The 25,533-nt window shown below is 73.8% G+C and carries 24 protein-coding genes; 7 read left to right on the top strand and 17 right to left on the bottom strand.

Features of this window, described 5'->3' with window-relative positions:
- Nucleotides 1-36: 36 nt before the first annotated feature.
- The 10 genes from ACZ6C6_RS10915 to ACZ6C6_RS10870 all read right to left on the bottom strand — a co-directional run bounded on the left by ACZ6C6_RS10915 (nucleotide 37) and on the right by ACZ6C6_RS10870 (nucleotide 8,185).
- Nucleotides 37-1,113 (bottom strand): HAMP domain-containing sensor histidine kinase, encoded by a 1,077-nt coding sequence (locus ACZ6C6_RS10915; RefSeq protein ID WP_018102697.1) that lies wholly within the window; start codon nucleotides 1,111-1,113, stop codon nucleotides 37-39.
- Nucleotides 1,110-1,847: a response regulator transcription factor gene (locus ACZ6C6_RS10910; RefSeq protein WP_073963975.1), complete on the bottom strand. Its 738-nt coding sequence runs from the start codon at nucleotides 1,845-1,847 to the stop codon at nucleotides 1,110-1,112. The genes ACZ6C6_RS10915 and ACZ6C6_RS10910 overlap by 4 nt, the downstream gene beginning before the upstream one ends.
- A 235-nt stretch (nucleotides 1,848-2,082) precedes the next feature.
- Nucleotides 2,083-2,775: a spermidine synthase family protein gene (locus ACZ6C6_RS10905; protein ID WP_469201333.1), complete on the bottom strand. Its 693-nt coding sequence runs from the start codon at nucleotides 2,773-2,775 to the stop codon at nucleotides 2,083-2,085.
- An 88-nt stretch (nucleotides 2,776-2,863) separates the two neighbouring features.
- Complete coding sequence (locus ACZ6C6_RS10900) at nucleotides 2,864-3,466, bottom strand: hypothetical protein (RefSeq protein ID WP_469201331.1); 603 nt, start codon at nucleotides 3,464-3,466, stop codon at nucleotides 2,864-2,866.
- Nucleotides 3,463-4,776 carry a hypothetical protein gene (locus ACZ6C6_RS10895; protein WP_469201329.1) on the bottom strand — a complete coding sequence of 438 codons (1,314 nt, stop codon included), beginning with the start codon at nucleotides 4,774-4,776 and terminating at the stop codon, nucleotides 3,463-3,465. The genes ACZ6C6_RS10900 and ACZ6C6_RS10895 overlap by 4 nt, the downstream gene beginning before the upstream one ends.
- Nucleotides 4,773-5,555, bottom strand: coding sequence for an ATP-binding cassette domain-containing protein (locus ACZ6C6_RS10890; RefSeq protein ID WP_469201327.1), 783 nt, complete (start codon nucleotides 5,553-5,555; stop codon nucleotides 4,773-4,775). The genes ACZ6C6_RS10895 and ACZ6C6_RS10890 overlap by 4 nt, the downstream gene beginning before the upstream one ends.
- A 10-nt stretch (nucleotides 5,556-5,565) precedes the next feature.
- On the bottom strand, nucleotides 5,566-6,507 hold the full coding sequence (locus ACZ6C6_RS10885) for a hypothetical protein (RefSeq protein WP_469201325.1): 942 nt from the start codon (nucleotides 6,505-6,507) through the stop codon (nucleotides 5,566-5,568).
- Complete coding sequence (locus ACZ6C6_RS10880) at nucleotides 6,504-7,106, bottom strand: RNA polymerase sigma factor (RefSeq protein WP_469201323.1); 603 nt, start codon at nucleotides 7,104-7,106, stop codon at nucleotides 6,504-6,506. The genes ACZ6C6_RS10885 and ACZ6C6_RS10880 overlap by 4 nt, the downstream gene beginning before the upstream one ends.
- A 33-nt stretch (nucleotides 7,107-7,139) precedes the next feature.
- Nucleotides 7,140-7,718, bottom strand: coding sequence for an isochorismatase family protein (locus tag ACZ6C6_RS10875; protein WP_469201322.1), 579 nt, complete (start codon nucleotides 7,716-7,718; stop codon nucleotides 7,140-7,142).
- A gap of 65 nt (nucleotides 7,719-7,783) precedes the next feature.
- Nucleotides 7,784-8,185: a DUF4259 domain-containing protein gene (locus ACZ6C6_RS10870; RefSeq protein ID WP_469201320.1), complete on the bottom strand. Its 402-nt coding sequence runs from the start codon at nucleotides 8,183-8,185 to the stop codon at nucleotides 7,784-7,786.
- 180 nt (nucleotides 8,186-8,365) lie between these two features.
- Between ACZ6C6_RS10870 and lon the strand changes: the two genes are divergently transcribed.
- Nucleotides 8,366-10,780, top strand: coding sequence for an endopeptidase La (lon, locus tag ACZ6C6_RS10865; RefSeq protein ID WP_469201318.1), 2,415 nt, complete (start codon nucleotides 8,366-8,368; stop codon nucleotides 10,778-10,780).
- A 62-nt stretch (nucleotides 10,781-10,842) separates the two neighbouring features.
- On the opposite strand, the gene ACZ6C6_RS10860 is transcribed toward lon, so the two are convergent.
- Nucleotides 10,843-11,523: a polysaccharide deacetylase family protein gene (locus ACZ6C6_RS10860; protein WP_469201838.1), complete on the bottom strand. Its 681-nt coding sequence runs from the start codon at nucleotides 11,521-11,523 to the stop codon at nucleotides 10,843-10,845.
- A 248-nt stretch (nucleotides 11,524-11,771) separates the two neighbouring features.
- The gene (locus ACZ6C6_RS10855; RefSeq protein WP_469201316.1) at nucleotides 11,772-12,614 is read right to left on the bottom strand and encodes a lysozyme; all 843 of its coding nucleotides are present in this window, start codon (nucleotides 12,612-12,614) and stop codon (nucleotides 11,772-11,774) included.
- 240 nt (nucleotides 12,615-12,854) lie between these two features.
- Here ACZ6C6_RS10855 and ACZ6C6_RS10850 point away from each other — a divergent pair, with 240 nt between their 5' ends.
- The gene (locus ACZ6C6_RS10850; protein ID WP_469201314.1) at nucleotides 12,855-13,337 is read left to right on the top strand and encodes a MarR family winged helix-turn-helix transcriptional regulator; all 483 of its coding nucleotides are present in this window, start codon (nucleotides 12,855-12,857) and stop codon (nucleotides 13,335-13,337) included.
- A gap of 29 nt (nucleotides 13,338-13,366) precedes the next feature.
- Here the strand turns inward: ACZ6C6_RS10850 and ACZ6C6_RS10845 are convergent, their stop codons facing one another.
- A complete protein-coding gene (locus tag ACZ6C6_RS10845) occupies nucleotides 13,367-14,149 on the bottom strand; it encodes a protein phosphatase 2C domain-containing protein (protein ID WP_469201312.1) in 783 nt (260 codons plus the stop codon).
- A 364-nt stretch (nucleotides 14,150-14,513) separates the two neighbouring features.
- Here ACZ6C6_RS10845 and ACZ6C6_RS10840 point away from each other — a divergent pair, with 364 nt between their 5' ends.
- Genes ACZ6C6_RS10840 through ACZ6C6_RS10820 form a run of 5 tightly spaced genes read left to right on the top strand, consistent with a single transcriptional unit; the run spans nucleotide 14,514 to nucleotide 20,273 of the window.
- A complete protein-coding gene (locus ACZ6C6_RS10840) occupies nucleotides 14,514-17,480 on the top strand; it encodes a sensor histidine kinase (RefSeq protein ID WP_469201310.1) in 2,967 nt (988 codons plus the stop codon).
- Nucleotides 17,477-17,959, top strand: a complete 483-nt coding sequence (locus ACZ6C6_RS10835) for a roadblock/LC7 domain-containing protein (protein ID WP_469201309.1) — start codon at nucleotides 17,477-17,479, stop codon at nucleotides 17,957-17,959. The genes ACZ6C6_RS10840 and ACZ6C6_RS10835 overlap by 4 nt, the downstream gene beginning before the upstream one ends.
- Nucleotides 17,956-18,372: a DUF742 domain-containing protein gene (locus ACZ6C6_RS10830; RefSeq protein ID WP_469201306.1), complete on the top strand. Its 417-nt coding sequence runs from the start codon at nucleotides 17,956-17,958 to the stop codon at nucleotides 18,370-18,372. Before ACZ6C6_RS10835 ends, ACZ6C6_RS10830 begins: the two co-directional genes overlap by 4 nt.
- Nucleotides 18,353-19,000 carry a GTP-binding protein gene (locus tag ACZ6C6_RS10825; RefSeq protein WP_469201304.1) on the top strand — a complete coding sequence of 216 codons (648 nt, stop codon included), beginning with the start codon at nucleotides 18,353-18,355 and terminating at the stop codon, nucleotides 18,998-19,000. The genes ACZ6C6_RS10830 and ACZ6C6_RS10825 overlap by 20 nt, the downstream gene beginning before the upstream one ends.
- A 31-nt stretch (nucleotides 19,001-19,031) precedes the next feature.
- Complete coding sequence (locus tag ACZ6C6_RS10820) at nucleotides 19,032-20,273, top strand: styrene monooxygenase/indole monooxygenase family protein (protein WP_469201302.1); 1,242 nt, start codon at nucleotides 19,032-19,034, stop codon at nucleotides 20,271-20,273.
- Nucleotides 20,274-20,351: 78 nt separating this feature from the next.
- On the opposite strand, the gene ACZ6C6_RS10815 is transcribed toward ACZ6C6_RS10820, so the two are convergent.
- The 4 genes from ACZ6C6_RS10815 to ACZ6C6_RS10800 form a co-directional block, all read right to left on the bottom strand.
- Entirely contained in the window at nucleotides 20,352-21,485 is a 1,134-nt protein-coding gene (locus tag ACZ6C6_RS10815; RefSeq protein ID WP_469201300.1) for a C40 family peptidase, read from the bottom strand.
- Between the two features lie 172 nt (nucleotides 21,486-21,657).
- Nucleotides 21,658-24,375 carry an outer membrane protein assembly factor BamB family protein gene (locus ACZ6C6_RS10810; RefSeq protein WP_469201298.1) on the bottom strand — a complete coding sequence of 906 codons (2,718 nt, stop codon included), beginning with the start codon at nucleotides 24,373-24,375 and terminating at the stop codon, nucleotides 21,658-21,660.
- 57 nt (nucleotides 24,376-24,432) lie between these two features.
- Nucleotides 24,433-24,717: a hypothetical protein gene (locus ACZ6C6_RS10805; protein WP_469201296.1), complete on the bottom strand. Its 285-nt coding sequence runs from the start codon at nucleotides 24,715-24,717 to the stop codon at nucleotides 24,433-24,435.
- Nucleotides 24,718-24,771: 54 nt separating this feature from the next.
- Complete coding sequence (locus tag ACZ6C6_RS10800; RefSeq protein WP_469201295.1) at nucleotides 24,772-25,524, bottom strand: TetR/AcrR family transcriptional regulator; 753 nt, start codon at nucleotides 25,522-25,524, stop codon at nucleotides 24,772-24,774.
- Nucleotides 25,525-25,533: the final 9 nt, after the last annotated feature.

The following is a 25,533-nucleotide window of genomic DNA, read 5'->3' as shown; positions in this document are numbered from 1 at the left end:
ACACGCAGAACGCGGCCTTCCGGTTCGAACCCTAAGTCAACCTCGCGGTTGTGGAATCCCCGGAAGAGTGACGCGGATCCGGCAGCCGCGAGCAGATTCGGCCACTCCGATCCGGCCGCCGTGGAGATCCACCGCCCAGCGGGCGATCGCCAGGCCGAGCCCCGTACCGCCGTCGCTGCCAGGACCGTGCGGCGAGGCCACGTCGCCCCGGTTGAACCGCTCGAAGACCCGGTGGCGCTCGGACTCCGGGATGCCGGGGCCCTCGTCCACCACCTCCAGGTGCAGGGACTCCGGCTGCGGGCCGCGCCGGGCCAGCACCGTGACCCGGCCGTGCGGCGGGCTGTGCTTGACGGCGTTGTCGATGAGATTGGCCACCACCTGGTGCAGCCGCTCCGCGTCCGCGTGCGCGGTCAGCTCGGGCGGCGACACGTCCAGGTGCAGATGGACGTCCGTACGGGAGTGGTTGCCGGACCCGGAGGAGAGCCGGCGGTGCGCGGCGGCGAGGTTCGCCTCCTTCAGCACCCCGGAAAGATAGGGCCACACCTCGAAGCGGTTGGCCTTCAGCGTGACGACGCCGTTGTCGAGGCGGGACAGGTCGAGCAGCGTCTCCACGAGGCGGCCCAGGCGCTCCGTCTGTTTCAGTGCGGTGCGCATCGTCTCGGGATCGGCCGAGGACACCCCGTCCACGACGTTCTCCAGGACGGCTCTCAGCGCCGCGATGGGCGTGCGCAGCTCGTGCGAGACGTTCGCCACCAGCTCCTTGCGGTGCCGGTCCACGGCCGCCAGGTCGTCGGCCATCAGATTGATGGTCTGCGCCAGGTCGCCGAGCTCGTCGCGGCGGCCCGCCCCGTTGACCCGCCGGGTGTAGTCGCCGTGCGAGATCGACCGGGCCACCGCGCGCATCTCGTCCAGCGGGGCGGTCAGGCCGTGCGCCACGAACTGGGTGATCAGCAGGGTCGCGATGACCGAGAACACGGTGATGAACCGCAGCTCGGTCCGCGTACGGAAGGCCACCATGATCAGTCCGGTGGTGATGAACACCGAGACCACCACCAGGGTGCCCAGCTTGGCCTTGATCGAGAACGGCCGCAGCCCCGGTCCGGGCGAGGTCATGGCGCGGGGGTCTCCAGCGCGTAACCGACGCCGTGCACGGTACGGATGCGCTCCGCGCCGATCTTCCGGCGCAGCGCCTTGATGTGGCTGTCGACCGTCCGGGTGCCCGAGGCGTCCGCCCAGTCCCACACCTCGGCGAGCAGCTGCTCCCGGGAGAGCACCGCGCGCGGGGTGTTGGCCAGGCAGACCAGCAGGTCGAACTCGGTCGGGGTCAGGTGCACGTCGTCGGCGCGGACCCGCACCCGGCGCTGCGCGTGGTCGATCTCCAGCTCGCCGAGGCGGAGTATGCCGCTGCGCGGCGTCACCGCGGCCAGCGCGGCCCGCTCCACCCGGCGCAGCAGTACGTGCACCCGGGCGGCCAGCTCACGCATCGAGAACGGCTTGGTCATGTAGTCGTCGGCGCCGACCCCGAGCCCGACGAGCATGTCGGTCTCGTCGTCCCGCGCGGTCAGCATCAGCACCGGCACCGGCCGCTGGGCCTGGACCCGGCGGCAGACCTCCAGGCCGTCGAAGCCGGGCAGCATGATGTCGAGCACCATCAGGTCGGGCTGCCATGCCTCGGCCGCGTCCACTGCGGCCGGGCCGTCGAGCGCGGTCTGCACGAGAAAGCCCTCCGCCCGCAGCCGGGCGGAAATGGCATCGACGATCGTGGCGTCGTCCTCGACCACCAGCACCCGGCGCTGCGCGCCCGGGGTGGCCGCGACGCCGCTGTGGGTGGTGTGTGTCTGTTCCATCGCCCCGCCCCTGCCCGTTCTCACGGAGGCCATTCCCCCGGACGTACGGTTTTCGCTCGTGAATTTCGTTGGGTGATCCCGCTACCGGTCAGCAGCGTAGAGGCAGCGGAGGGTTTCCGGCTACGCAGGGTGCAAGGCCGGACCGCCGCGCGAGGCTCTCGCGTGGAGCGGAGTGCCGTGTCCGGGGGCCCTGGCCCCCGGGTGTCCGGGGCTTCCGATACCCGGTGGGGGGATCTCACTCGTCCCGGATTGCGAGATGGACCACGTCGGGCACACCTCGGGCAACGCCCACTTCTTCCGCCCGTACCCCCTGGAATCCGGCATTCCGTAGGGCCTGGTCGAATGCGGCGGACGGTTGTGCGGACCAGACGGCGAGCACCCCGCCCGGGTTGAGCCGCGCACGGCAGTAGGCGAGGCCCGCGGGGGAGTAGAGGTCGTTGTTGTCCTCGGTGACCGTCCAGTCCGGCCCGTTGTCGATGTCCAGACACAGTGCGTCGTAACGGTCCGTAGTCGTACGCAGGTACGCGACGAGGTCGGTCGTCAGGATCTCCGTGCGGGGGTCGGCGAGCGCGGGTCCCGAGATCCGGTCCAGCGGGCCCCGCCGGTGCCAGTCCACGATCGCCTCCTCCCGCTCGGCGACCGCGATCCGGCCCCACCGGGGCTCGGCGGCGGCCCGGGCGAGCGAGAACCCGACTCCGAGCCCGCCGATGAGCACGGCGGGCCCGGAGCGGCCGGCCGGGAGCGCGGCGAGCGCGGCGTCGATCAGCAGCCGCTCGGAGCGCCCGTCGGAGGTGTCCATCAGGAAGCACCCGTTGGCGATGATCTCGAAGTCCTCGCCGCGCCGGCGCAGGACGACCTCCCCGTGGGGTCCCTCGCGGCGGTCCAGGGTGACGGGGGCGTCGGCGGCGGGGCCGAACGTGTGGGGCATGGCGCTGATCTCCGGTGGCCGGGGCGACTGTCCCCGCCATCCTGTCGCGCGGGGACGGGCGGGGGCCAGCGAGTTCGTACGGGCCCGGTCAGCCGCGCTCGCGGCGCGCCCCGCGCACGGCGTACAGCGCCGCCCCGCCCGCGAACGCCGCCGCCGCGACGACCCACGCCCCCGCCTGGGGCCCCGGCTGCATCGGCCAGGCCCACACGGCGGCGGCCCCGCCCGGGGTGCGCGGCGCGGCCAGGTAGACCGCGCCGATGTACACGGTGACCGGCAGCCAGCTGAGCCGGGCGCCGATCAGGGCGGCCGCGGCGGCGGTGATCCCGGTCGCGCCCAGCACGTTGCGCACCATGCCGGGCGCGCCGAACGCCTCCGGGTGCCCGGGCACGGCCAGCGCGAGGGCTGCGGCGGCCGGGACGGTGAGCGCGAGCAGGTGCGCCAGCCGGCGGGGCCACCAGCGCCGGACCGCCGTCCGGTCGAGCTCGTCCGCCGGGGCGTACAGGCTCGTCCCGATGGCCGACGAGACCAGCAGCGGGGCCAGGACCAGGACGGGGACGCGGGCCCTGTGGTCGAAGGTGGGCTGCGCCTGGATCCAGTGGGCGGCCCAGGCCGCGAGCAGGGCCGTGCAGGCCACGGCGGCTGCGGTACGGGGGAGGGTGCGGGAGCGGAGGTAGAGGACGGGCAGGCTCACAGGACCGGTACCTCCGAGGGATCGCAGCTGTTGCGGGCGCTCATGTAGCGGCCGAGCCAGGTGCGGCGCTCGGCGTCGGGCATGGCTTCGAGTCGGCGGAGCTCGGGGGAATCCGAAACATAGACCTGTGCCGTGCGGGGACCGATCAGCCACCCGGAGACCGCGAAGTCGGTCCCGGTCACGCGGTTCCAGCTCTCGGATCCCGCCTCGTGACCGGGGCAGTCCCGGTCGTGCAGCTGCACGGCCACCTGCCAGGCGAAGTCCTCCGTGTGCTGGAGCCGCCCGCGCAGGAGGTACCAGCCGACGTTCGGGGTGGGCATCCACGACTCGTCGGCGCGCCGCGCGGGAGACGCGGGAAACCGGTCGACGTAACGCTCCGGGGCGCCGGGGACCCCCTCCAGCCGCCCGGTCAGCCCCGACAGCGCCTCGGCGACCTGGGGCAGCAGGTGCTCCTGACGCCCGCTCAGGCAGAACCGGGGGGTCCCCTCCGTGCAGGCGAGGTGGTGGGCCGCCGGATCGGCCCGGAACATGCCGTCGCCCGTGGACACGATCAGCGGGGCGACGACGGCCGCCACGGCGAGCGGTACGAGAGCCGTGAGCCGGCGCCGGGCCGCGACGGCGGTGAGCGCGGCAACCGCGAGTCCGCCGGTCCAGACCACCATGGCGGGGGCGAACCACCACACGGGCACCTGGTCCCACAGCGCGTACTGCACGGCCGGGTCGAGGTACTGCGTCGAGGTTTCCGAGTAGTTCGGCACCCCGAGCACCAGGTACATCAGCGCGGCGACGACGGGCGCGGCCAGCCGCCACCGGCACAGCACACCGGCGGAGAACCCGAGCAGCGCCACGGCCGCCAGGACGGCGCCGTCCACCACGACGAGGGAGGGGAGCGGGCCGCCGCCGCCCGCGTACGGCCACGTGGCCGCCAGGGTCCCGGCCAGCGCGACCACGTACCCGGCGACCGCCCACAGCGCGACCGGCAGCGCGGCCACCGCCATCCGCCGCCACCGGGCACGCGGCGTGGAGCGCCACAGCTCGTCGGTCGAGCGCCGGTGGTCGCGGGCGCCCTGCCAGCAGGCCGCCGCGGCCACCAGAGGACCGGCGAGCAGGGTGGCGCCGGAGTGCAGGAGGCTCTGGGTCTCGATCCAGTCGCCCTGCCAGGAGTCGGCCTTCGCGGCCATGGTCACGCCGAGCGTGACCGCCGTGGACAGCCCGGTCCACGGGCCGATGCCGCGCCGCGCCTCGGCGCGCAGGGCGGGGAGCGCCGGGCCGGGGGCCTTCCGCCGCTCGGGGGCTTCGGTGAGGGTCATCGGGCGCCCGCCGTCGCCCGGTGGGAGCGCAGGGCGGTGGTGTAGCCCCGCTCGATCGGGCTGCCGTTCAGCGCGTCCGTCTCGTCGTCCTTGCCGAGGGCCGCCAGCTCGTCCGTCGTTCCCCGGTACGCGACGCGGCCCGCCTCGATCAGGGTCACGTCCTCGCAGGCCGCCACCACGTCCTCGACCAGATGGGTGGAGAGGATGACCGTCGCGCTTCCCCCGAGGTCCCGCATCAGGGCGCGGAACTCGACGCGCTGTTCCGGGTCGAGCCCGGCGGTCGGTTCGTCCAGGAGCAGCAGCTCCGGTTCGTTGACGATCGCCTGGGCGATGCCGACGCGCCGGAGCATGCCGCCGGACAGCGTCTTCATCCGGGAGTCGATCCGGTCGGCGAGACCCACGCGGTCCACCGCGCGCTCCACGGCGCCGGCCACCCGGGCGCCGTCCATCTCCTTGAGCCACGCCACATACGCGACGAACTCGCGGACGGTGAACCCGGCGTAGTAGCCGAACTCCTGCGGCAGATAGCCCAGCCTGCGCCGGACCTCCGCCCGGGCCCGGTGGTCGGACGCCGACCCCACGCCGGCGCCCAGCAGCTCGATCCGCCCGGCGTCCGGCGCGGCGGCCGTGGACAGGACCCGGATCAGCGAGGTCTTGCCGGCTCCGTTGGGGCCCAGGAGCCCGTGCACACCGGGCCCGAAGGCGAGGTCCACGGCGTCCAGGGCGGTCCTGCGGCGGTGCCGGACCGTCAGCCCGGACACCCTGACGGTGCTGTTCACGCGATCACGCTCATGACGTCTCCAGGTGGTCGAAGGATCGGCGGCGCAGGACGAGCAGCGCCGCGCCGAGCACGGCCGCCCCCGCCCACGCGCCCTGTGCGGGGAGCCCCGCGAAGTAGCCGAGCGCCGTCGGCGCTCCGTCGAGGAACGCGGACGGGGACGTGCCGAGCGCCGGTACGGTGACGGCGGCCGCCCAGCCCGCAGCGACGACAAGGGCGGCGGTGCGGCAGCCGACGTACGAGCCGAGCGCCAGGGCCGCGAGGGTCAGGGCGAGTCCGGGCAGCAGCCAGGCCAGCGGCCCCGGCCCGCCGGCCGACGCGGGCAGCACCGCCCAGGCCAGGGCGAGCACCGGAACGGTCACCCCGAGCACCGCGGCCGTCCTGGTCAGCAGCAGCCGCAGCCCGCCGCCGGGGGAGGTGGCGATGATCTCGTGCAGCGGGTCGGCCGAGCGCCCGTACGAGACCCCGACCCCGGCCACCGGCAGCACCGGCGCCACGAGCAGCAACAGCGCCCGCACCGACCCCCCGAGCCCACCCCCGTACGCGAGCGCCACGGCCGTGCACACGACGAGCAGCAGCGCCCCGGTCCACTGCCCGCGCAGAGCGGGCCCGGCGGCCCGGAGCACGTGCCCGAGGCGGTGGGGGCCGGGCACGCGACCCCACACACCCGCACCACGCACCCGCCGCCACGCCCCGGCCCAGGACACATCCGCGCCGAGCGCCCGGCGCCACGCGCCCGCCTCCGGTGCCGCCGTCGCATCCGCCAGCACCGCCGCCCGGATCGCGTCCAGTACCGCCGCTCCGGCCCCCTGGTCGCGTACCGCGCCCGACACGCGTTCCGCGCACCCCGTGCAGGACTCGACGTGCTTCTCCAGGGACCAGGCGTCCGTCTCCGGGGCCGTGCCCTCCGCGTACCGCAGGACCAGATCGTCCGTCACGTGCCAGGCCGTCATGCCGTGCCTCCCAGGGGGCCGTTCTCCGCGACGAGCCGGTCCAGGGCGGTGCGCAACTCGCGGCGGGCGCGCATGGCCCGGGTCTTGACCGTGCCCTCGGGTATGCCGAGCAGCCGGGCGGCCTCCCTGGTGGTCAGGCCGTCGACCACCGTCGCCCGCAGGACCTCCCGGAGCTCCGGCGAGATCCGGTCGAGCGCGGCGCCCACGTCCCCGTACTCCAGGCCTGCCAGGACCCGGTCCTCGGCGGACGGGGCGGGGGCGGCCCAGCGGCTGCCGCCCGCCTGCTCGGCCGCCGTCGCGCGTTCCGTCCGGGCCCGGGTGCGCTGGGCGTCGACCAGGCGCCGGGCGGCGATCACCCAGAGCCAGCCGCCCGCCGCCGCGCCCCGGTGCGCGGCGGCGGAGCGCCACACCGTCACGAAGGTGTCCTGCACGACCTCCCGTACGGTCTCCGCGTCCGGGCACCGGCGGCTCAGGCGGGCGAGGAGCCAGCCGGCATGCCGGTCGTAGAACGCGGCCAGGGCGGCCGCGTCCCCCTGTGCGACAGCACGCAACAGCGCGTCGTCGCTCCGGTCGTCCCCCGAGGGGTGCAAGTGGCTCACACCCCCTCTATCGGCGGTCGCCCGCCGCCCGGTTCACGCGCTCGGCGGCGCCGTGAACCGTACGGCCGAGGCGGGCGTGGTGACGTCCGCGTCCGCGCTGATCGCCCAGGCGGCGACCCGGGAGACGACGGCGGCGGGGACCGCGGCGCTGATTCCGGGGGCGGCCGGGACGTCGTGCGTGGCGTGGGCGTCGTGCGGGAGGACGACCCGGTAGCCCAGCTCCAGGGCGGTGCGGGCCGTCGCCTGGACGCACATCTCCGACATGACGCCGCAGACCGCCAGCGCCCCGACGCCCGCCTCCGCCAGCACGGCGCCCAGCGACGTGCCCCTGAAGCCGTCGTCCCAGGTCTTGCGGATCACGGATTCGGCGGGGCCCTCCACGACCGGCAGGTGCAGCGCCCAGCCCGGTGTGAACGGCTCGTCGCCCGACCCGGGGTCGCCGTCGTTCTGGAGGTGGACGACGACCGCGCCCGCCCGCCGGGCCCGCTCCAGCAGCCCGGACGTACGGTCCAGCAGCGCATCGGCCGCGGGCACGGCACCCGCGCCGGTCACCCCGTCCTTCTGCACGTCCACGACGATCAGGGCCTGCACGGGGAGCGGGGTCTCGGTCACGAGGCCATCCTGTCCGGCGCGGCGCCGGGGCTCCACGGAATATCGGGCGCGCGGCAAGGGCCCGCTCAGGGCCGGGGCATAAGCGTCCCGCGCAGCTGGTTGATCCCCGTGTGCCAGGGCCCGTCCTCCGCTTCCTCCCAGAGCTCCAGCGCCTCGGACGGTTCCGTCAGGACCCGGTCCAGGGCCCGGAGCGCGAGTCCGCGCAGGCCGGTCAGGTCCGGAAGGGGCTCGTCCGGGCCGTACGCGGAGTCGGCGGGGGCACCCCCGGGGCACTGCGCCGCGACCAGGGCGGCGGCCGCTATGGCTTCGTTCGCCACGTCCGAGTCCAGGTAGTCCGTGGTGTCCGCCGTCTCGGCCAGCGCGGCCCGGACCATCGCCTCGCGCGCCTCCGGCGCGGCCTCGTCCAGACCGCCGCACCAGTCGGCGGCGGTGTCGTTGTCGAAGGGGCCCACGTCCCACGTACCCATATGCGTCTCCCTGGTGGCTCGATCTCCACGCATCGTGGCAGGCACCACTGACAACGGTCCGGAGCACCCGTTCCGCTGGGCCACACCCTGATCGCTCAGAGCGAACAACGCTTGGGGAACATCCTGGGGCTCACAAGCATTGAGCCCGTATAGCTCAACTTGACTGCCGAAGGGGAGATCATGGCTACTGAGTCCACTGCCGTCACACCGCTCACCCTGCCCGTGCTGCCGCTTGACGACGAGGTCGTGCTGCCGGGAATGGTGGTGCCGCTGGACCTGTCGGACACCGAGGTGCGCGCCGCCGTGGAGGCCGCGCAGGCCGCCGCCCGGGAGGGCGGGGGCAAGCCCGAGGTGCTGCTCGTCCCGCGCATCGACGGGACGTACACCGGGATCGGTGTCCGCGGCACCGTCGAGCAGGTGGGGCGGCTCTCCGACGGTGACCCGGGCGCCCTCATCCGGGGCCGCGACCGGGTCCGCATCGGAGCGGGCACCAGCGGCCCCGGCGCCGCCCTCTGGGTCGAAGGGGTCCGGGTGGACGAATCCGTCCCCGACCCTCTGCCCGGGGCCGTCGCCGAGCTGGTCAGGGAGTACAAGGCGCTCGCCACCAGCTGGCTGAAGAAGCGCGGGGCCTGGCAGGTCGTGGACCGGGTCCAGCAGATCGAGGGCGTCTCCGCGCTCGCCGACAACTCGGGGTACTCGCCCTTCCTCACGACCGCCCAGAAGGTCCAGCTCCTGGAGACCGCCGACCCGGTCGCCCGGCTCAAGCTCGCCATCCAGTGGCTGGGCGAACACCTCGCCGAGCAGGACGTCGCGGAGTCCATCGCCAAGGACGTCCAGGAGGGCGTCGACAAGCAGCAGCGCGAGTTCCTGCTGCGGCGCCAGCTCGACGCCGTACGCAAGGAGCTCTCCGAGCTCAACGGCGACCCGGAGGACGAGTCCGACGACTACCGGGCCCGCGTCGAGGCCGCCGACCTGCCCGGGCACGTCCGCGAGGCGGCGCTCAAGGAGGTCGACAAGCTGGAGCGCGCCTCCGACCAGAGCCCCGAGGGCTCCTGGATCAGGACCTGGCTCGACACCGTCCTCGAACTGCCCTGGACCGAGCGCACCGAGGACGCGTACGACATCAAGGGCGCCCAGGAGATCCTGGACGCCGAGCACGCCGGCCTCCAGGACGTGAAGGAGCGCATCACCGAATACCTCGCGGTGCGCAAGCGCCGGGCCGACCGCGGCCTCGGCGTCGTCGGCGGGCGGCGCGGCGGCGCGGTGCTGGCCCTGGTGGGCCCGCCCGGCGTCGGCAAGACCTCGCTGGGGGAGTCCGTCGCGCACGCCATGGGCCGCAAGTTCGTCCGCGTCGCGCTCGGCGGTGTCCGGGACGAGGCGGAGATCCGCGGCCACCGGCGTACGTACGTCGGGGCGCTGCCCGGACGCATCGTGCGCGCCATCAAGGAGGCCGGCTCCATGAACCCGGTCGTCCTCCTGGACGAGATCGACAAGGTCGGCTCCGACTTCCGGGGCGACCCGGCCGCCGCCCTCCTCGAAGTCCTCGACCCCGCGCAGAACCACACCTTCCGCGACCACTACCTGGAGGTCGAGCTCGACCTCAGCGACGTCGTCTTCCTGGCCACGGCCAACGTCCTGGAGGCCATCCCGGAGGCGCTGCTCGACCGCATGGAGCTGGTCAGGCTCGACGGCTACACCGAGGACGAGAAGGTCGTCATCGCCCGCGACCACCTGCTCCCGCGCCAGCTGGAGCGGGCCGGCCTGGAGAAGGACGAGGTCGCCCTGGACGAACCGGCGCTGCGCAAGCTGGCCGGCGAGTACACCCGCGAGGCCGGGGTGCGGAATCTGGAGCGCGCCGTCGCCCGGCTGCTGCGCAAGGTCGCGGCCCAGAGCGAACTGGGCGACCGCGAGCTGCCCTTCACGGTGGGCGCGGACGACCTGCGCGGTCTCATCGGCCGTCCGCACCACGTGCCCGAGTCCGCCCAGGACCCGGCCGAGCGCCGTACGGCGGTGCCGGGCGTGGCCACCGGGCTCGCGGTGACCGGGGCGGGCGGGGACGTCCTCTTCGTGGAGGCGTCGCTCGCCGACCCGGAGACCGGGGCGTCCGGGCTGACCCTCACCGGCCAGCTGGGCGACGTCATGAAGGAGTCGGCGCAGATCGCGCTGAGCTTCCTCCGGTCGCACGGCGCGGAGCTGGAGCTGCCGGTCGCGGACCTCAAGGACCGGGGCGTGCACATCCACTTCCCGGCGGGCGCGGTCCCCAAGGACGGCCCGAGCGCGGGCATCACGATGACGACCGCGCTGGCCTCGCTGCTCTCCGGACGGCTGGTCCGCACGGATGTGGCGATGACCGGTGAGGTCTCGCTGACCGGGCGGGTGCTCCCGATCGGCGGCCTGAAGCAGAAGCTCCTGGCCGCGCACCGGGCGGGCATCACCACCGTGGTGATCCCCAAGCGGAACGAGGCCGACCTGGACGACGTCCCGGCCGAGGTGCTGGAGACCCTGGAGGTCCACCCGGTCACCGACGTCCGCCAGGTGCTGGAGATCGCCCTGGCCCCGGCCACGGCGGAGCACAGGATTCCGGCGGCGGCGTAGGCGCCACGGACACGGCGGCCCGCCTTCCCCTCGCGGGGGAGGCGGGCCGTTGCCGTACGCGCCTACGGGCGGTAGATCGTGCCCGGGACCGGCTCGGCCGGGGCCATCAGCTGGGGGACCGTCACGAAGGTGTAGCCCTGCTTCTTCAGGGTGTCGATGATCCCCGGCACGGCGGGCACGGTGCCCTTGTAGATGTCGTGCAGCAGGATGATGCCGTCCTTGCCCGCCTGGTCGACTATCCGCTTCCTGATCAGCGCGGAGTCGGTGGTCGAGTAGTCCTTGGCGGTGGCGCTCCACAGGATCTGGGAGAGCCCGAGGTCCTTGCAGATCCCGGAGATGGTGTCGTCGGTGCGGCCCTGCGGCGGGCGCATGAGCCGGGGCTTCTTGCCGGTGATCGCGGCGATGGCGTCCTGCGTCTTCTCCAGCTCGGCGCGTATCTCGGCCGGCTTCCGGTCGGTCAGGATCTGGTGCGACCAGGTGTGGTTGGCGATCTCATGGCCTTCGGCCGCGAGCCGCCGCACGGTGTCCGGGTGCTTCTTGACGTGGTTCTTGCCGAGCAGGAAGAACGTCGCGTGGACCTTCTTCTCCTTGAGGATGTCCAGCAGCCGGGGCGTGTCCTCCGCCGGGCCCGCGTCGAAGGTCAGGGCGATGCACTTGGCCTTGCGGCAGTCCACCGGGCCCATCGGCGCCTTGGCGTCCGAAGCCGCGTCGTCGCGGGCCGAGCCGGGCGCGGTGGTCTCCATCGTGCAGCCGCTCAGTGTGAGCGTGAGCGCTGTCACAAGAGCGACGGCCAACCCCGTACCGATCGACTTCCTCTTACTGGGCACGGCGTGCCACTCCCTCTGGTGAACGAACGCACTGGTGTGCGACCTGGAACGGCGACTATACATGCGCTGTATACACCGGGTTCATAGTGGGGTGGCCGGAACGCGGCGAAGCCCGGCGACGGGGTGCGTCACCGGGCTCCGCGTGGTGCGGGAGGCTGTCGCCGCTATCCGTTGGCGAGTGCCTGTACGCGGTCGAGGGCGCCGTTGAAGTGGTTGTGGTCGCCCACCGTCGGGCCGGAGGACGTGTACTGCCAGATCGTGTAGAAGCCCCAGCCGGCCGGGAGTGTGCCGACCGTGGTGTTGTACCGGGCCACCCACAGCGGGTTGGTGGTGCCGAAGCTGGAGTTGTTCCCGGTGCAGGTCTGCCACCAGCTCGTCGCGGTGTAGATGACCGCGTCGCGTCCGGTACGGGCCTTGTAGGTGTTCACGAAGTCGCGAATCCAGGACACCATTCCGGCCGCGGTCTTGCCGTAGCACTGCGCGCCGTACGGGTTCCACTCGATGTCGAGCACGCCCGGCAGGGTCTTGCCGTCCCTGGACCAGCCGCCCCCGTGGTCCACGAAGTAGTTGGCCTGGGTGGCGCCGCTGGTGGTGTCGGGCGTGGCGAAGTGGTAGGAGCCGCGGATCATCCCGACGTTGTACGAGCCGTTGTACTGCTGCGCGAAGTAGGGGTTCGTGTAGTACGTCCCCTCGGTGGCCTTGGTGTAGGCCCACTTCACGCCGCTGTTCCAGAGCGTCGACCAGGCGACGTTGCCCTGGTGGCTGCTGACGTCCACGCCCTCGGTCTGGGTGACGGTGGACCCGACGGGCAGGCCGCCCTTGCCGTCGTGGGCGACGACGCCCATGCCCATGGTGGCGGTGCCGCGCGCGGGTGCGGTGGGGTCGCCGCCCGCGGCGTTCGAGGCGCCGGGGAGCGCGATGAGGAGGGAGAGGGCTGCGAGCAGAGTGCCGGCCGCGGCGAAGCGCGAGCGACGGGACTTCGTGGAGCCGGATCTGTGCACGGGCATTGCGTGCCTCCGAGACCTCGGTGGGGGGATCTGCTGACCCGGGAGGCGCCGCACGGCTCCCCCGGATGCATGTCATGGTGTGGACATGCCATGCATGACGCTACGCACGTAGACCCGTGCGGCGGAAGAGGGCCTGGGCGGCGCCGTTGGTCTACTCCTGCGAAATACTGGCGGAGCTGCGGTGATGACCGCCGGCGGAAGAAACTTTCATCTGCGGGAAACCTCTTGAGGGGAGTTGACGTGCACGGGAGCGAAAGCGGACGTGAACCCGGCGCTACCGGAGGAAGTGGTGTGGACCGCGAATTCCTCGCCCTGGAGCTGGAGTTGGCCGTCTTTCTGCGCCGGGCGCGGGCCAACTCCGGCGAGATGGCGCGCGAGGTGCACCCCGAACTGGAGGCAGCCGCCTACGGCCTCTTCGTACGCCTGGAATCCGCCGGCCGGCAGCGGGCCACCGACCTCGCCGCCTACTTCGGCGTCGGGAAGGCCACCATGAGCCGGCAGCTCCGCGCCCTGGAGGCGCTCGGCCTGGTGGCGCGCGAGCCGGATCCGGCCGACGGGCGCGCGTTCCTCGTGCACCTCACCGAGGAAGGGCTCGCCCGCTTCCGGAGCGTCCGCGACGCCCGCCGCGACCGCTACGTCCGCAAGCTGGCCGACTGGGACCGCGCCGAGGTCGCGGAACTCGCCCGCCTGCTGCACCAGCTGAACGCACGCGCCGAGGACTGAGCGCCCCGGGGGCCCGCAGCCGAGAGGCCCTACAGCCGTACGTACGCCGCCGTCGCGTCGTCGTGGGTCTTGCCCCGGAGGCGCTCACGCTCCGTGTCCGCGTCCTCCAGGGCGCGGACCCGGTCGATCAGCGCCTGCGGGCCCTCCTTCTCCAGGATCCCGAGGCACGCGGCCCAGTCGCCCTCGCCGAACATCTCCGTCCAGCGGCTCGCCCCGTCCGTCATCGCGGCCAGGGCCCGCACCCCGGCGCGCGGCGTCCGTCCGGTGACCGCGCGCTCCGCCACGGCCGGGTCGGCGGCGGCCGTGAAGAAGCCGCCCTCCTTGTTGCGCGCCCGGGCGTCGGCCACCGCGTCCGAGACCAGGAACTCCCGGGGCAGCCGGTCGAGCCGGTCGTCCAGCACCGCGCGGACGCCCCCGTCAGGCGCTTCGAGCAGCAGCACCGAATCGGACAGCACCAGGTGCTCCACCTCGGCCCCGTCCCAACGCACCACGACGACGGTCGCCTGTGGCGTACGTACGTGAGAAAGGTCACAGGTCGAGCGGTGGGCGTCCGCGGTGCGCCGGATGGACTCCGCGAGGATCTCCCGCAAGGTCAGATCCCGCCGCGAACCGGACAGTTCGACCAGGGCCCCGCCCAGCCGGGCCGTGAACCACGGAACCGAGTGCACACAACCGGCATCGCCCTGCGGCGGGGTCACGCCGTCCAGCAGCACCAGCCCGCCGCCCCGACCGGAAGCGGGGAGGACCGAGGCGGTCCAGTCCTCGTTCGGGCGGTCCGGAGCGCCGGGAGCGGTCGCGAGTTCGATACGCATGCCGCCAGTCTGCACGATGCCTTCACCGTGCCTGCACGGCACCGCGATTGGTGTGTACCAGCAGGTCAGAAGGTTGGGAGACGCGGAAGGAATCACTCCGCCCCGGGGTGCGGGCGGGCATCCTGCCAAAGCCCGGGCGGAAGTTCCAGCCGGTGTCCACGCATGGCCCCGGGGCCCGCTGGGGAGACTTGTTCGCCAACTCGGGAGTGTTGTTCACTCGTTCGTGTGGCGGAGCGGTTGATGCGCGCCCCCTCCTGAAAAGCACTGGAATGGTCGGGAGCCGTACCAGGGGGCGGGACGCTCGTTCATGTGACCGTGCGTCACCTCTGCTTCAAGGGCGGACGAGTCGAGATTGCGAGCACCGGTGCAGAAGAAGCGGCCTCGGAGCAAGGGCGGCAGCAACAGCGGTTCCGAGGCGGCGCCGACGACCCCGGCGGAGGGCGGTCGCCGCGTGCGCGTCCGTAGCCGGCTGGTCGCGGGCGTCGCCGTCGTCGGGATCACCGTCATAGCGGCGGGGACACCGGCCGTGCTCGCCGCCTCGTCCGACCTCACCGACTCGCAGCATCTGGTCACCCTCGCCGAGCTGAACCAGCAGGCGATCTCCCTGGCCCACTCCCTCGCCGACGAGCGTGACGAGGTCACCGTCTACATCGCGGGCGGCCGGGAGGGCGAGCCGGGCAACCGGGGCGCCCGGGTCGACCAGCAGGTGGACGAGATCCGCGGCGCGGCCCCGGCCGACCTCCTGCGCGACCTCTCCACCGTCCCGTCCCTGCGCCGCGACGCGATCAGCGGCAAGGGCACGGCCCTGGAGGCCCACCGGGCGTACTCCGAGGTCATCGCCAAACTCCACGGCCTCGCCGACGAGCTCGCCCGCTCCACCCCGCCGCGCGCCGCCGACGCCACCCGCACCCCGCAGGCGCTCGGCCGGGCCACCGAGGAGGCGTCCGCCACCCGGGGGCTGCTGCTCGCCGCGCTCGCCGTGCCCCGCCCGGAGCCCGCGCCCCCGCGCATCGACCCGTTCACCGGGCTGCCCGTGCAGAGCGAGGACGAGGGCGAGACCAAGGAGGACCGCACCCGGAACGCGCTGAGCGCCGCCGCCCAGCAGGCCCGGGTCGGCGAACTCTCCGCGCTCGCCGGCTTCGACCAGTCCGCCGGTGCCACCGCCCGCGACAAGCTGGCGTCCACCGTCACCGGACCCGAGGTCAACAGCGCCGAGAAGTACCTCGCCGAGCTGACCGACCGCCCCGAACTGTCCGCATCCGACCTGAAGGTCAGCGACAAGAAGGTCGCCGCGGCCCTCGCAGCCCGCGTCGACCGGATGCGCTCGGTGGAGTCGGCGCTCGGCACCACCCAGGTCCAGCGCCTCGGACAGCTCCGCGACGACGACGTCACCGCCCTCGAACTGCGCATCGCGCTTCTCGGCGGCTGCCTGCTCGTCGCGGTCGCCGTCTCCACCGCCGTCGCCCGCACCCTCACCCAGCCGCTCGCCGTGCTCCGGATCGGCGCCGCCCGCCTCGCCGCCGAACCCGACACCGCCGAACCGGTCCGCTACACCGGCCGCAACGACGAGTTCGCCCAGACGGTCCGCTCCATCAACGCCCTGCACGCCCGCCTGCGGGAGCTGCTCCAGGAGATCGACGGGCGCTTCGCGCACCTGGAGACCGAGCGCGCCGAACTGCTCGCCGGACGCGAGGCCCTCACGGTGCAGCGCGCCGAACTCCAGGTGCGCACGGCGGACCTGACAGCCCAGCTGGAGAAGCTGCGGAACACCGTCCACCACACCTTCGTCAACCTCTCGCTGCGCACCCTCGGCCTGGTCGAACGGCAGCTCGGCGTCATCGAGTCCCTGGAGGAGCGCGAGCAGGACCCGGAACGGCTCGGCACGCTCTTCAAGCTCGACCACATGGCCACGGTCATGCGCCGCCACAGCGAGAACATGCTGGTCCTCGCGGGCGCGGACCACGGGCCCGGCCACCCGGGCCCGATCCCGCTGGTCGACGTCCTGCGGGCAGCTGTCAGCGAGATCGAGCGGTACGAGCGGGTCACCATCCAGTCCCTGCCGCCGCACGCCCAGGTCGCCGGATTCGCGGCCGACGACCTCAGCCACCTGGTCGCGGAGCTCCTGGAGAACGCCACGTCGTTCTCGCCGCCCGACTCCCACGTCCAGCTCTCGGGCTGGCTCCTGGAGAGCGGTGAGGTGATGCTCTCCGTCCAGGACGAGGGCATCGGCATGTCGGCCGTACGGATGGACGAGCTCAACACCCGCCTGGCCGACCCCGCGCTCTTCGAGGCCGGGGAGCAGAACGCCGACGGGGCCGGCCTCGGCCTCCAGGTGACCTCGCTGCTCGCCGCCCGGCACGGCGTACGGGTGGAGCTGCGCGAGCAGAAGGGGAGCGGGGTGACCGCGGTCGTCGTCCTCCCGGAGGCCCTGCTGCCCAAGGCCCTCCCGGCGGCGACGCCCCCGCCGGTCACCGCGCCGGGCGACGCGCCCGCGCTGAACCTGCCGGGCTCGGTGGCCGAGGCCAACTCCAACACGCTGCCCGGCCGCACCGCGTCCACCTCCGACGACCCGATGATCGCGGCGGCGGAACGCGCCCTGGCGGGGGCACCGGAGTCGCCCGTGGCGCCGGAGGCGCCGGTGACCCCTGAGGCCGTCGAGGCGCCGGAGTCCGCGGTGGCCGATGAGGCGCCGGAGTCCGCGGTGGCCGCTGAGGCGCCCGAGACGCCCGAGACACCCGAGGTCCCGGAGGCCGATGCGGCCCCGGAAACCCCCGAGACCCCCGTGGCCGCCGTCCCGGAGCCCGGGTCCACCCCGGAGCCCCGGCCCGCCCCGGAGGCGTCCGGCGCCCCCGAGACCGACTCCGAGCGCACCCTCCAGGTCCGCCTGCCCAGGCCGCCGCAGGCGGCGGACGCGGCGGACGCAGCAGCCGCCGGTCCGTACGCCATCGGCCCCGACCGCCACGAGCGCGCCGCCGACGAGGCCCCGCACCCGGACCCGGCCGCCGCGGCGCCGGAACCGGCGGAGACCGTCCCCGCCCCCCGTAAGCCCGAAGGCGAGGCCGTCACCGACAAGGGGCTGCCCAAGCGGACGCCCAAGGTCGTGCGGCCCGCCGGGGCGCCCGCGGCCGAGCGGCGGGGGAGCGTCGACAAGGAGGCCCTGCGGCGCAGGCTCGGCGGCTTCCAGCAGGGGGCCAGGGACGGCCGCCGCGACGTCGAGGCCGAACTCGCCGAGGGCGCGAGCCCCACACGTACCGAGCACGCCGAGCCGGCAGGCCGTAGCGACGGCCGGACCGGAGAGACGGGGGACACAGTCGAGGAGGCACGCAGTTGACTGCGCCCAGCACATTCGGGCTGAGCACCGAGGCCCGGAACCTGCACTGGTTGCTGAGCAATCTCGTCGAGGAGGTGCCAGGGGTCCACTCGGTCACCGTCGTCTCGTCCGACGGGCTCATGCTGCTGTCCTCCGACCCCGGCCACCACAACGCCGCCGGGCCCGCGGCCCCGCAGAGCGGACCGCGCGGTTCCAGCGCCGACCTGGCGACCATCGTCTCCGGCATCGGCAGCCTCACCGTCGGCGCCGCGAAGCTGATGGACGGCGGCGGCGTGAAACAGACCATGGTCGCCATGGACGAGGGCAGCGTCTTCGTCATGTCGATCAGCGACGGATCGCTGCTCGGGGTGCACGCCTCCCCCGACTGCGACATGGGCGTCATCGCGTACCACATGGCGCTGTTCGTCGGCCGCGCCGGACACGTACTCACCCCCGAACTCCGCAGTGAGCTGCGCAAATCGATGGAGAGCGCCCAGTGAGCCACGCCGCAGCCGGACCCGCCCGCAAACTGCCCGTCCGGGGGGCCGGAAAACGGCCCGCACGGGTCCGCCCGTACTCGCTCACCGGCGGCCGCACCCGCTTCGGGCACGTCCTGCTGGTCGAGACGTTCGTCGCCGCGCTGGAGGCCCCCGAGGAGCGCCGCGAACTCACCAACGGCAATCTGGCGACCCGCCTGATGCCGGAGCTCAGGGCCATCGTCGAGCTCTGCCGCCGGATGCGTACCGTCGCCGAGGTCTCGGCGCTGCTGAAGATGCCGCTCGGCGTGGTCCGGGTGCTGCTCAGCGACTTGGCCGACCAGGGAAAGATCCGCGTGTACGGGACCGGGCACGGCACCGGCCAGCCCGACCGCGCACTGCTCGAAAGGGTGCTCGATGGACTCCGCCGTCTCTGAGTCGCTGTTCGCACCGCGGCAGCCGGGCCCGGAGTCTCAGCCCGAGGAGAAGCTCCAGCCCTGGCAGCTGGACCGCACCAGGGCCCCCATCGCCACGAAGATCGTGGTCGCGGGCGGCTTCGGCGTCGGCAAGACCACGTTCGTGACCGCGGTCTCCGAGATCACCCCGCTGCAGACCGAGGCCATGATGACCCGGGCCAGCGAGGACACCGACGACCTCAGCGCCACCCCGGACAAGGCCACCACGACCGTCGCCATGGACTTCGGCCGGCTCACGCTGGACGACGACCTCGTGCTGTACGTGTTCGGCACCCCGGGCCAGCAGCGGTTCTGGTTCATGTGGGACGACCTGGTGCGCGGCGCGATCGGGGCCGTCGTCATGGCCGACACCCGCCGCCTCGCCGACTGCTTCCCCGCGCTCGACTACTTCGAGAGCTGCGGCCTGCCGTACATCGTGGCCGTCAACCACTTCGAGGGAACGCCGGGCTTCGAGGCCGAAGACGTCCGGGAGGCCCTGACCGTACCGGCGCACGTGCCCATAGTGATCATGGACGCGCGCAACAGGATCACGGTGGTCGAGTCCCTGCTGGCCCTCGTCGGCCACGCCCTCGACGCCACCCCCGCGTAGCCCCCCCAGCACCACACAACGGAGAACCGCGATGCGGAAGATACTGATAGTCGGAGCCGGTCAGTCCGGGCTCCAGCTCGCCCTGGGACTGCAGTCCAAGGGGTACGAGGTCACCCTGATGTCCAACCGCACCGCCGACGAGATCCGCTCCGGGCGGGTCATGTCCACGCAGTGCATGTTCCACACCGCGCTCCAGCACGAGCGGGACCTCCAGCTCAACTTCTGGGAGTCGCAGGCCCCCCGCATCGAAGGGCTCGGCGTCTCGGTCGCCGCCCCCGACTCCTCGCGGGCCGTCGACTGGGTCGGCAGGCTCGACGGATACGCCCAGTCCGTGGACCAGCGCGTCAAGATGGCCGGCTGGATGGACACCTTCGCCCAGCGCGGCGGACAGCTCGTCATCCACGGCGCGGCCGTCTCCGACCTGGACTACTTCTCCCGCGCCTACGACCTGGTGCTGGTCGCGGCCGGCAAGGGCGAGCTGGTCTCGATGTTCGGCCGGGACGCCTCCCGTTCGCCGTACGACGCCCCGCAGCGCGCGCTGGCCGTCGCGTACGTGCACGGCATGGGCCCGCGCCCGGAGCACCCGGAGTTCGACGCGGTCCGCTGCAACCTGGTCCCGGGTGTCGGCGAGCTCTTCGTGATGCCGACCCTGACCACGTCCGGCCGCGCCGACATCCTGTTCTGGGAGGGCGTCCCGGGCGGGCCGCTCGACGCGTTCCAGGGCATCAAGGACCCCTCCGAGCACCTGGCGAAGACCCTGGAGCTGATGGAGGAGTTCACGCCCTGGGAGTACGCCCGCGCCACCAAGGTCGAGCTGACCGACGCCAACGGCACCCTCGCCGGACGCTACGCCCCCACCGTCCGCAAGCCGGTCGGCCGGCTGCCCGGCGGCGGCCTGGTGCTCGGCGTCGCGGACGTGGTCGTCGCCAACGACCCGATCACCGGGCAGGGCTCCAACTCGGCGTCCAAGTGCGCCGCCGCCTACCTCGACGCGATCGTGGAGCACGGCGACCGCGAGTTCGACGAGGCGTGGATGCAGGCCACGTTCGACCGCTACTGGGACACCGCCCAGCACGTCACCAAGTGGACCAACGCCATGCTCGGCGTCCCGCCGGAGCACGTGCTGAACCTGATCGGCGCCGCCGGACAGCTCCAGCCGGTCGCGGACCGCTTCGCCAACGGCTTCAACGACCCGGCCGACTTCGAGAACTTCTTCTTCGAGCCGGAGAAGGCGGACGCCTACCTCGCCTCGGTGGCGGGCCCGGCCGCCTGACAGGCCCGAGGCCCTGTCTTCAAACTGCCGTCTGCCTGGCGACGCCAGTTTGGAGACAGGCCCTCGGGCCCCGGCCGTTCACGTGGCCGGGGCCGAGGACGCGCCGTACCCCTCGTCCGAACCGTCCGTCGCCCCTGCGGGCAGCTCCGGGCCCTGGTACGAGGCGAGCGGCGTGCCGTCCGGGTCGGGCCGGACCGCGCCGAGCACCGGGTTGGAGGCCACGGGCGAGACCTTCACGCTGGTCCCCGGCCGGGGCGCCTGCACCACCAGGCCGTTGCCGATGTACAGCGCCACATGGGTCGCCTTCGGGAAGTACACCACCAGGTCGCCGGGGCGCAGCGCGTCCATCGGGACCCTGGTCAGCTGCCGCCACTGCTCCTGCGAGGTGCGCGGGATGACGCGGCCGGCGCTCGCCCACGCCTGCGAGGTGAGCCCGGAGCAGTCGAAGGAGCCCGGACCCTCCGCGCCCCACACGTACGGCTTGCCGATCTGCCGGACCGCGTATCCGACGGCCTCGCCGCCCTGGGCTGTGGGCGGCCGGGACGAGGAGAGCGCGCCCGAGGCCACCAGGGCGCCCTGGGCCCGGTCCGTGTTCTTCCGCTCCAGCCCCGAGACCTCGGCGAGCTGGTCCGCGGTGAGCGAGGCGAGCTTCGCCTCCACCTGTTTCAGCCGGGTCCGTACGGTGTCGCGGTCCTTCTTCTTCCGCGCGGCCAGGGTCCGCTGCTCGGCGAGCACCTTGCGGGACTCCTTCGCCAGCTCGCCGGCCCGCTTCTCGGCCGCGCCGAGCCGCTGCACGGCCGCCACCCTCCCGGCGGCGAGCCGCTGGATGACCTGGCCCTGGGTCAGGGCGGCCTCCGGGTCGCGCATCAGGAGCAGCCGCAGATACGCGGAGAGCTCGGACCGGCCCTGGTACTGCTCGCGGGCCAGCTGCCCGGCGGCGTCACGGCCCCGGGCCAGCGAGCGGCGCGCGGTGACGAGGGCCGCGTCGAGCTTCTTCGCCTCCGCGGCCCGCTTCTTCAGCTCGGCCGTCGTGCCGTTGTAGGTCTCGGTGGCCTCTTCGGCCTGCTGGTAGAGGCGCTGCAACTCGCTCAGCAGCCCGGCGACCCCGCCGGCTTCGGGCGCGGGGGCGGCTACGGCTGTGGCCGGCGAGATCACGACGACGGCGGCCAGCGCCGCCGTACCGAGGGAACGCACCAGGGTGCCCGACGACACGACATCACCTCCGGAACCGGGGTGAATCGTGCGACTACCCCATGAGTGAGCGCAATTCGTCCATACGCTCACCCGTGCGACGGGGCGATGCAAGAACCCGCGGCCGTGGCGGCCCCCCGCCGCCCTCCGGATTCGCCCGGAAGGCGGCGGACGGTGGGCCGGGCGGGTGCCGTCAGGCGACGGGGAAGGCGTACACCGTGCGGCCGCGCCGGACGATCGCCGTCTTGTCGTACGCCAGCACCTGGTAGCCGGCCTTGACGGTCTCGCCGTCAGGGGCCTGGTCGCCGATGTCCTGGAACTTCCAGAGGCGCTTGCCGTCGGCGGCGGAGAAGGCGGTGACCTGGCCGGGACCCGCGGCGAGCACCGTGCTGCCCGAGCCGCTGACGGAGACCACGGGAGCCTTGTCGCCCGCCGCTTCCGTGGACCGGCGCCACTTCGGCTTCCCGGTCTTGGGGTCGAGCGCCCCCACTTCCTGGTTGCGGTTCGTGGTGTACAGCAGGTCGCCCGAGGGGAGCGGCGTCCCGAAGACGGAGCCCCGGGTGCCCTTCAGCGTCCACTTCGCCTTGCCGGCGGGCGTCTCGAAGGCGCGCAGGTTGGGGCCGTCCGCCGCGTAGAGGGTGCCCTCCGCGTCGCCGGCGGCCGCGCCGTCGAGGGCGACGTTCCCGAACCTGCGGCTCCACTGGGCCTTGCCGGTCTCGCGGTCGAAGCTGCGGAAGACGCCCTTCTTCTTCGCGGCCTTCAGGGCGGCCGGGGCGAGCGTCCGGGAGTCCTGCCGCACGACGATGGCATCCGGCCGGATCGCTATCAGCCGGAAGACGGGCGCGATCGGCCCCCGGCCGCTGGGCACCGGGGTCCGCCACAGCTCCTTGCGCTGCACGATGTCGTACCCGAACAGGTAGGACTTGACGACCTGCCGGTCCTTGCCGGGCTTCTCGCCCTTCTTCGGCTCGGGGGCCTTCACGGTGGTCCGGTGCGAGCCGGTGAACCAGATGGTCGCGCCCTCCGACCCGATCAGCGTGCGGATCGTCATGCCGGGCACGCCCTCGAAGCCGTCCGAGAACGGGACCCGGTGGGCGACCTTGCCGTCCTTCGCCGACAGCCACAGGAACTCCGACGGACCCGCGACGAAGCACAGCTCGTCGCCCGCCGCCAGGGCGGCCTGCCCCTTGGCGCCGTCGGCGTTCTCCCAGAGCCGCCGGCCGGTGCGCAGGTCGACGGCGCTCACATGGCTCTCGTCGGTGAGGACCAGCAGACGGTCCTTCACGAGCGCGGCGGTGAGGGGGACCGGCTCGGACGCGGGGTGGTTGTAGATCCAGCGCGGCGTCGGCGCGACCCCCGCCACGCTGGGCCCGCCCGACGTCGGCGCCGGGGCCGGGCCGGGCTTGTCCTCGTCGTCGCCCGAGGTCAGCGCGTACAGCGTCCCGCCGCCGACCAGCAGCCCGGCCACGCCGCCCACCGCCCCGAACAGCAGCCCGCGCCGGCTGGGCCCGGAGCGCCGGGGCTCGGCGGGCGGTGCGATGTTCGGGATGGGCGCGGGCGGCAGGGGTACGGGGGCGGGCTGGGGCGCCTGCTGCTGGTACGGAGGCTGCTGCTGGTACGGCGGCTGGGGCTGCGGCTGCGGGTATCCGTAGGCGGACTGGTCCGGCCACGGAGCGGGCTGCCCCTGCTGGGCGGGCTGCCCGATCGCCCCGAGCTGTGTGGTGCGGGTGTCCGGGACGGCGGCGGACGCGTCCGGGACCGTGCCGCCCCCGGCGACCGTCGGCTGCTGCCACTCGGGCACCGGGGTCGGCTGGTGCTGCGGCGGCACCGCGTCCTGTATCTCGGGCTCGGGAGCCGGCCGGGGCGCGGGCGCGACGGCGTCCCAGACGTCCCCGTACGACTTCGGGGGATTCGGACCCCGGCCGCCCGAGGGGTTCTCGTCGGACACCGGATACTGATCGGACACGGGGTTCTCCACAGACGCGTTTTTCATGGACACGGAATTCTCGGGTGCGGCCGCCAGCTGCGCGGCCCGGGCGCCCTGTTCGGCCACCGCCGCCGCGAGCTGCCCCGGGAGCCAGTCGCCCGCCGCCAGGGCGGACGCGCCCTCCAGGGCGAGTTCGGCGGCCACCGTGCCCGCCGTGGGGCGGTCGGCCGGGTCCTTCGCCAGGCAGCGGGCGATCACCTCGCGCAACTCGCCGGGTACCCCGCCGAGCTCCGGGGCGGCGTCGGCGATGCGGTCGGCGGCCTCGGCCGGGGGGCCGTCCGCCAGCGGGGTCGTCCCGGTCGCCGCGTAGGCGAGCAGCAGGCCGAGCACGAAGAGGTCGGAGGCCGGGCCCGCCTCCTCGCCCGCGAGCTGTTCCGGGGTCAGGTAGCCGAGCCGCACGGAGAGCCGCCCGCCCGGGCCCGCCGACGCCTCGGCCGCCGCGCCCAGCGGGCCGAACGCGGTGAGCCGGGGGCCGTCTTCGGCGAGGAGCACGGTGCCGGGCGCGAGGCCGTGCAGCACGGCGCCGGTGGCGTGGACCCGGGACAGCGTCTCGGCGAGGCCGGCGCCCAGTATCCGCACGGCACGCCCGGGCAGCGGCCCCGCGGCCCCTATGGCCTCGGCCAGGGTCAGCGCGGGGACGTACGCGGTGGCGGTCCAGGGCGCGTCGGGCCCGTCCGTGCGGGTCTCCAGCGGCCCGTCGACCCAGCCCCCGGCGAGCCGGCCCGCGAGGCGCGCCTCCGCGTCGAAGCGGTGGCGGAAGGCGGGCGAGGCGGCGAGCCCGGGCCGGGCGGCGGTGACCACGACGAGCCCGGCGGGGTCCGCACCGCGTGCGAGGTACTGCACGGCGGCGGCCGTCTCACGCAAGCGGGCCAGCACGGTGTACGGACCGAAGCGGCGTGGCTCGTCCTGACGCGGCGCCTCCATGGCGCATCCCCCCTTGTGACCGTCCCCGTCCCGTCCCCAGGGACCAGACGTTCGATCCTAGTGGGGCGGTTCCTCGGGCTTGCCGCCCGGCTTCGACCACGGCCACCGCGGCCGCTCGCGCCCCTCGGGGGCGTACTCGTAGATCCACCCCCGCTGGATGCCGAGCCGCTTCGTGTGGCCGGCCGGGGTCCTGCGGTACGCGTACACCGTGGGCGGTCCGCCCGCCGCGTCCGGGACCGGGACCTCGTACCACTTGGGCGGGTGGCCGGTCGCGCCGGTCAGGACGGGCAGGACCCGGCCGTCCAGCGGGCCGCCGACGAAGGCGGTGTTCTCACTTCTCACCGGGCCAGTCTGACCGATCGGACGGACCGGCCCCGGCCGGGGCGCCGGTCCCGGTCAGTCCGGCGGCAGCAGATGCGCGGCTGCGCCGGTCAGCGGGGCCAGCCGGTCCACCAGCCGCCCGGCCGGGCCCTCCACGGTCTCCAGCGGGAGCAGCGCGGCCACGGCCGCCGCGGTCTGCGGGTCCGAGGACGAGGTGACGGCCAGCAGGCCGATGAACTGGTCGACCAGCCAGTCGCGCAGCACGGCGGCGTCCGGCCGCTTGCCCTCGTCCAGCCAGATCAGCGAGGCCGCCTCGACCGCCGCGATCCAGGTGCGCACCATCATGCTCATCCGGGGCGCGGGTTCGCTGTGCTCGTCGTGGCCGAGGTGGAACAGGATCTGCTCGGCCGCCGCCCGGCGCACCTCGTCCACGATGGTGGTCGTCCGGGAGGTCTCGGCGACGCTGCCGCCCCGGAGCAGGGCGCTGAATCCGGCGTCGTGCTCGTCCACGAAGGCCAGATAGCGGTCGAGGACGCGGGTCACGCGCTCGGTCGGCGGGCCCTCGGCGGGCTCGGCGAAGCAGAGCTTCAGCTGCTCGGCGGCCGAGCGGAGCGCCGCCTCGTACAACTGCTGCCGCCCGCCCGGGAAGTAGCGGTAGACCAGTGGGCGCGAGACCCCGGCCACCGTCGCGACCTCGTCCAGCGAGACCTCGTCGGGGGACCGGTGCGCGAAGAGCGTGAGGGCCGCGCCGAGCAACTGGGCCCGGCGTTCCTCGACGCTGAGTCTTCGGTACGCGCGGCCGGGCGGCGCGGCGGCAGCTGGGGTCATGGTCCCCAG

This window comes from Streptomyces sp. NPDC041814 (assembly GCF_055590565.1).
The sequence above is the reverse complement of the archived record's forward strand: the minus strand, read 5'-3'. Positions and strand labels throughout refer to the sequence as shown.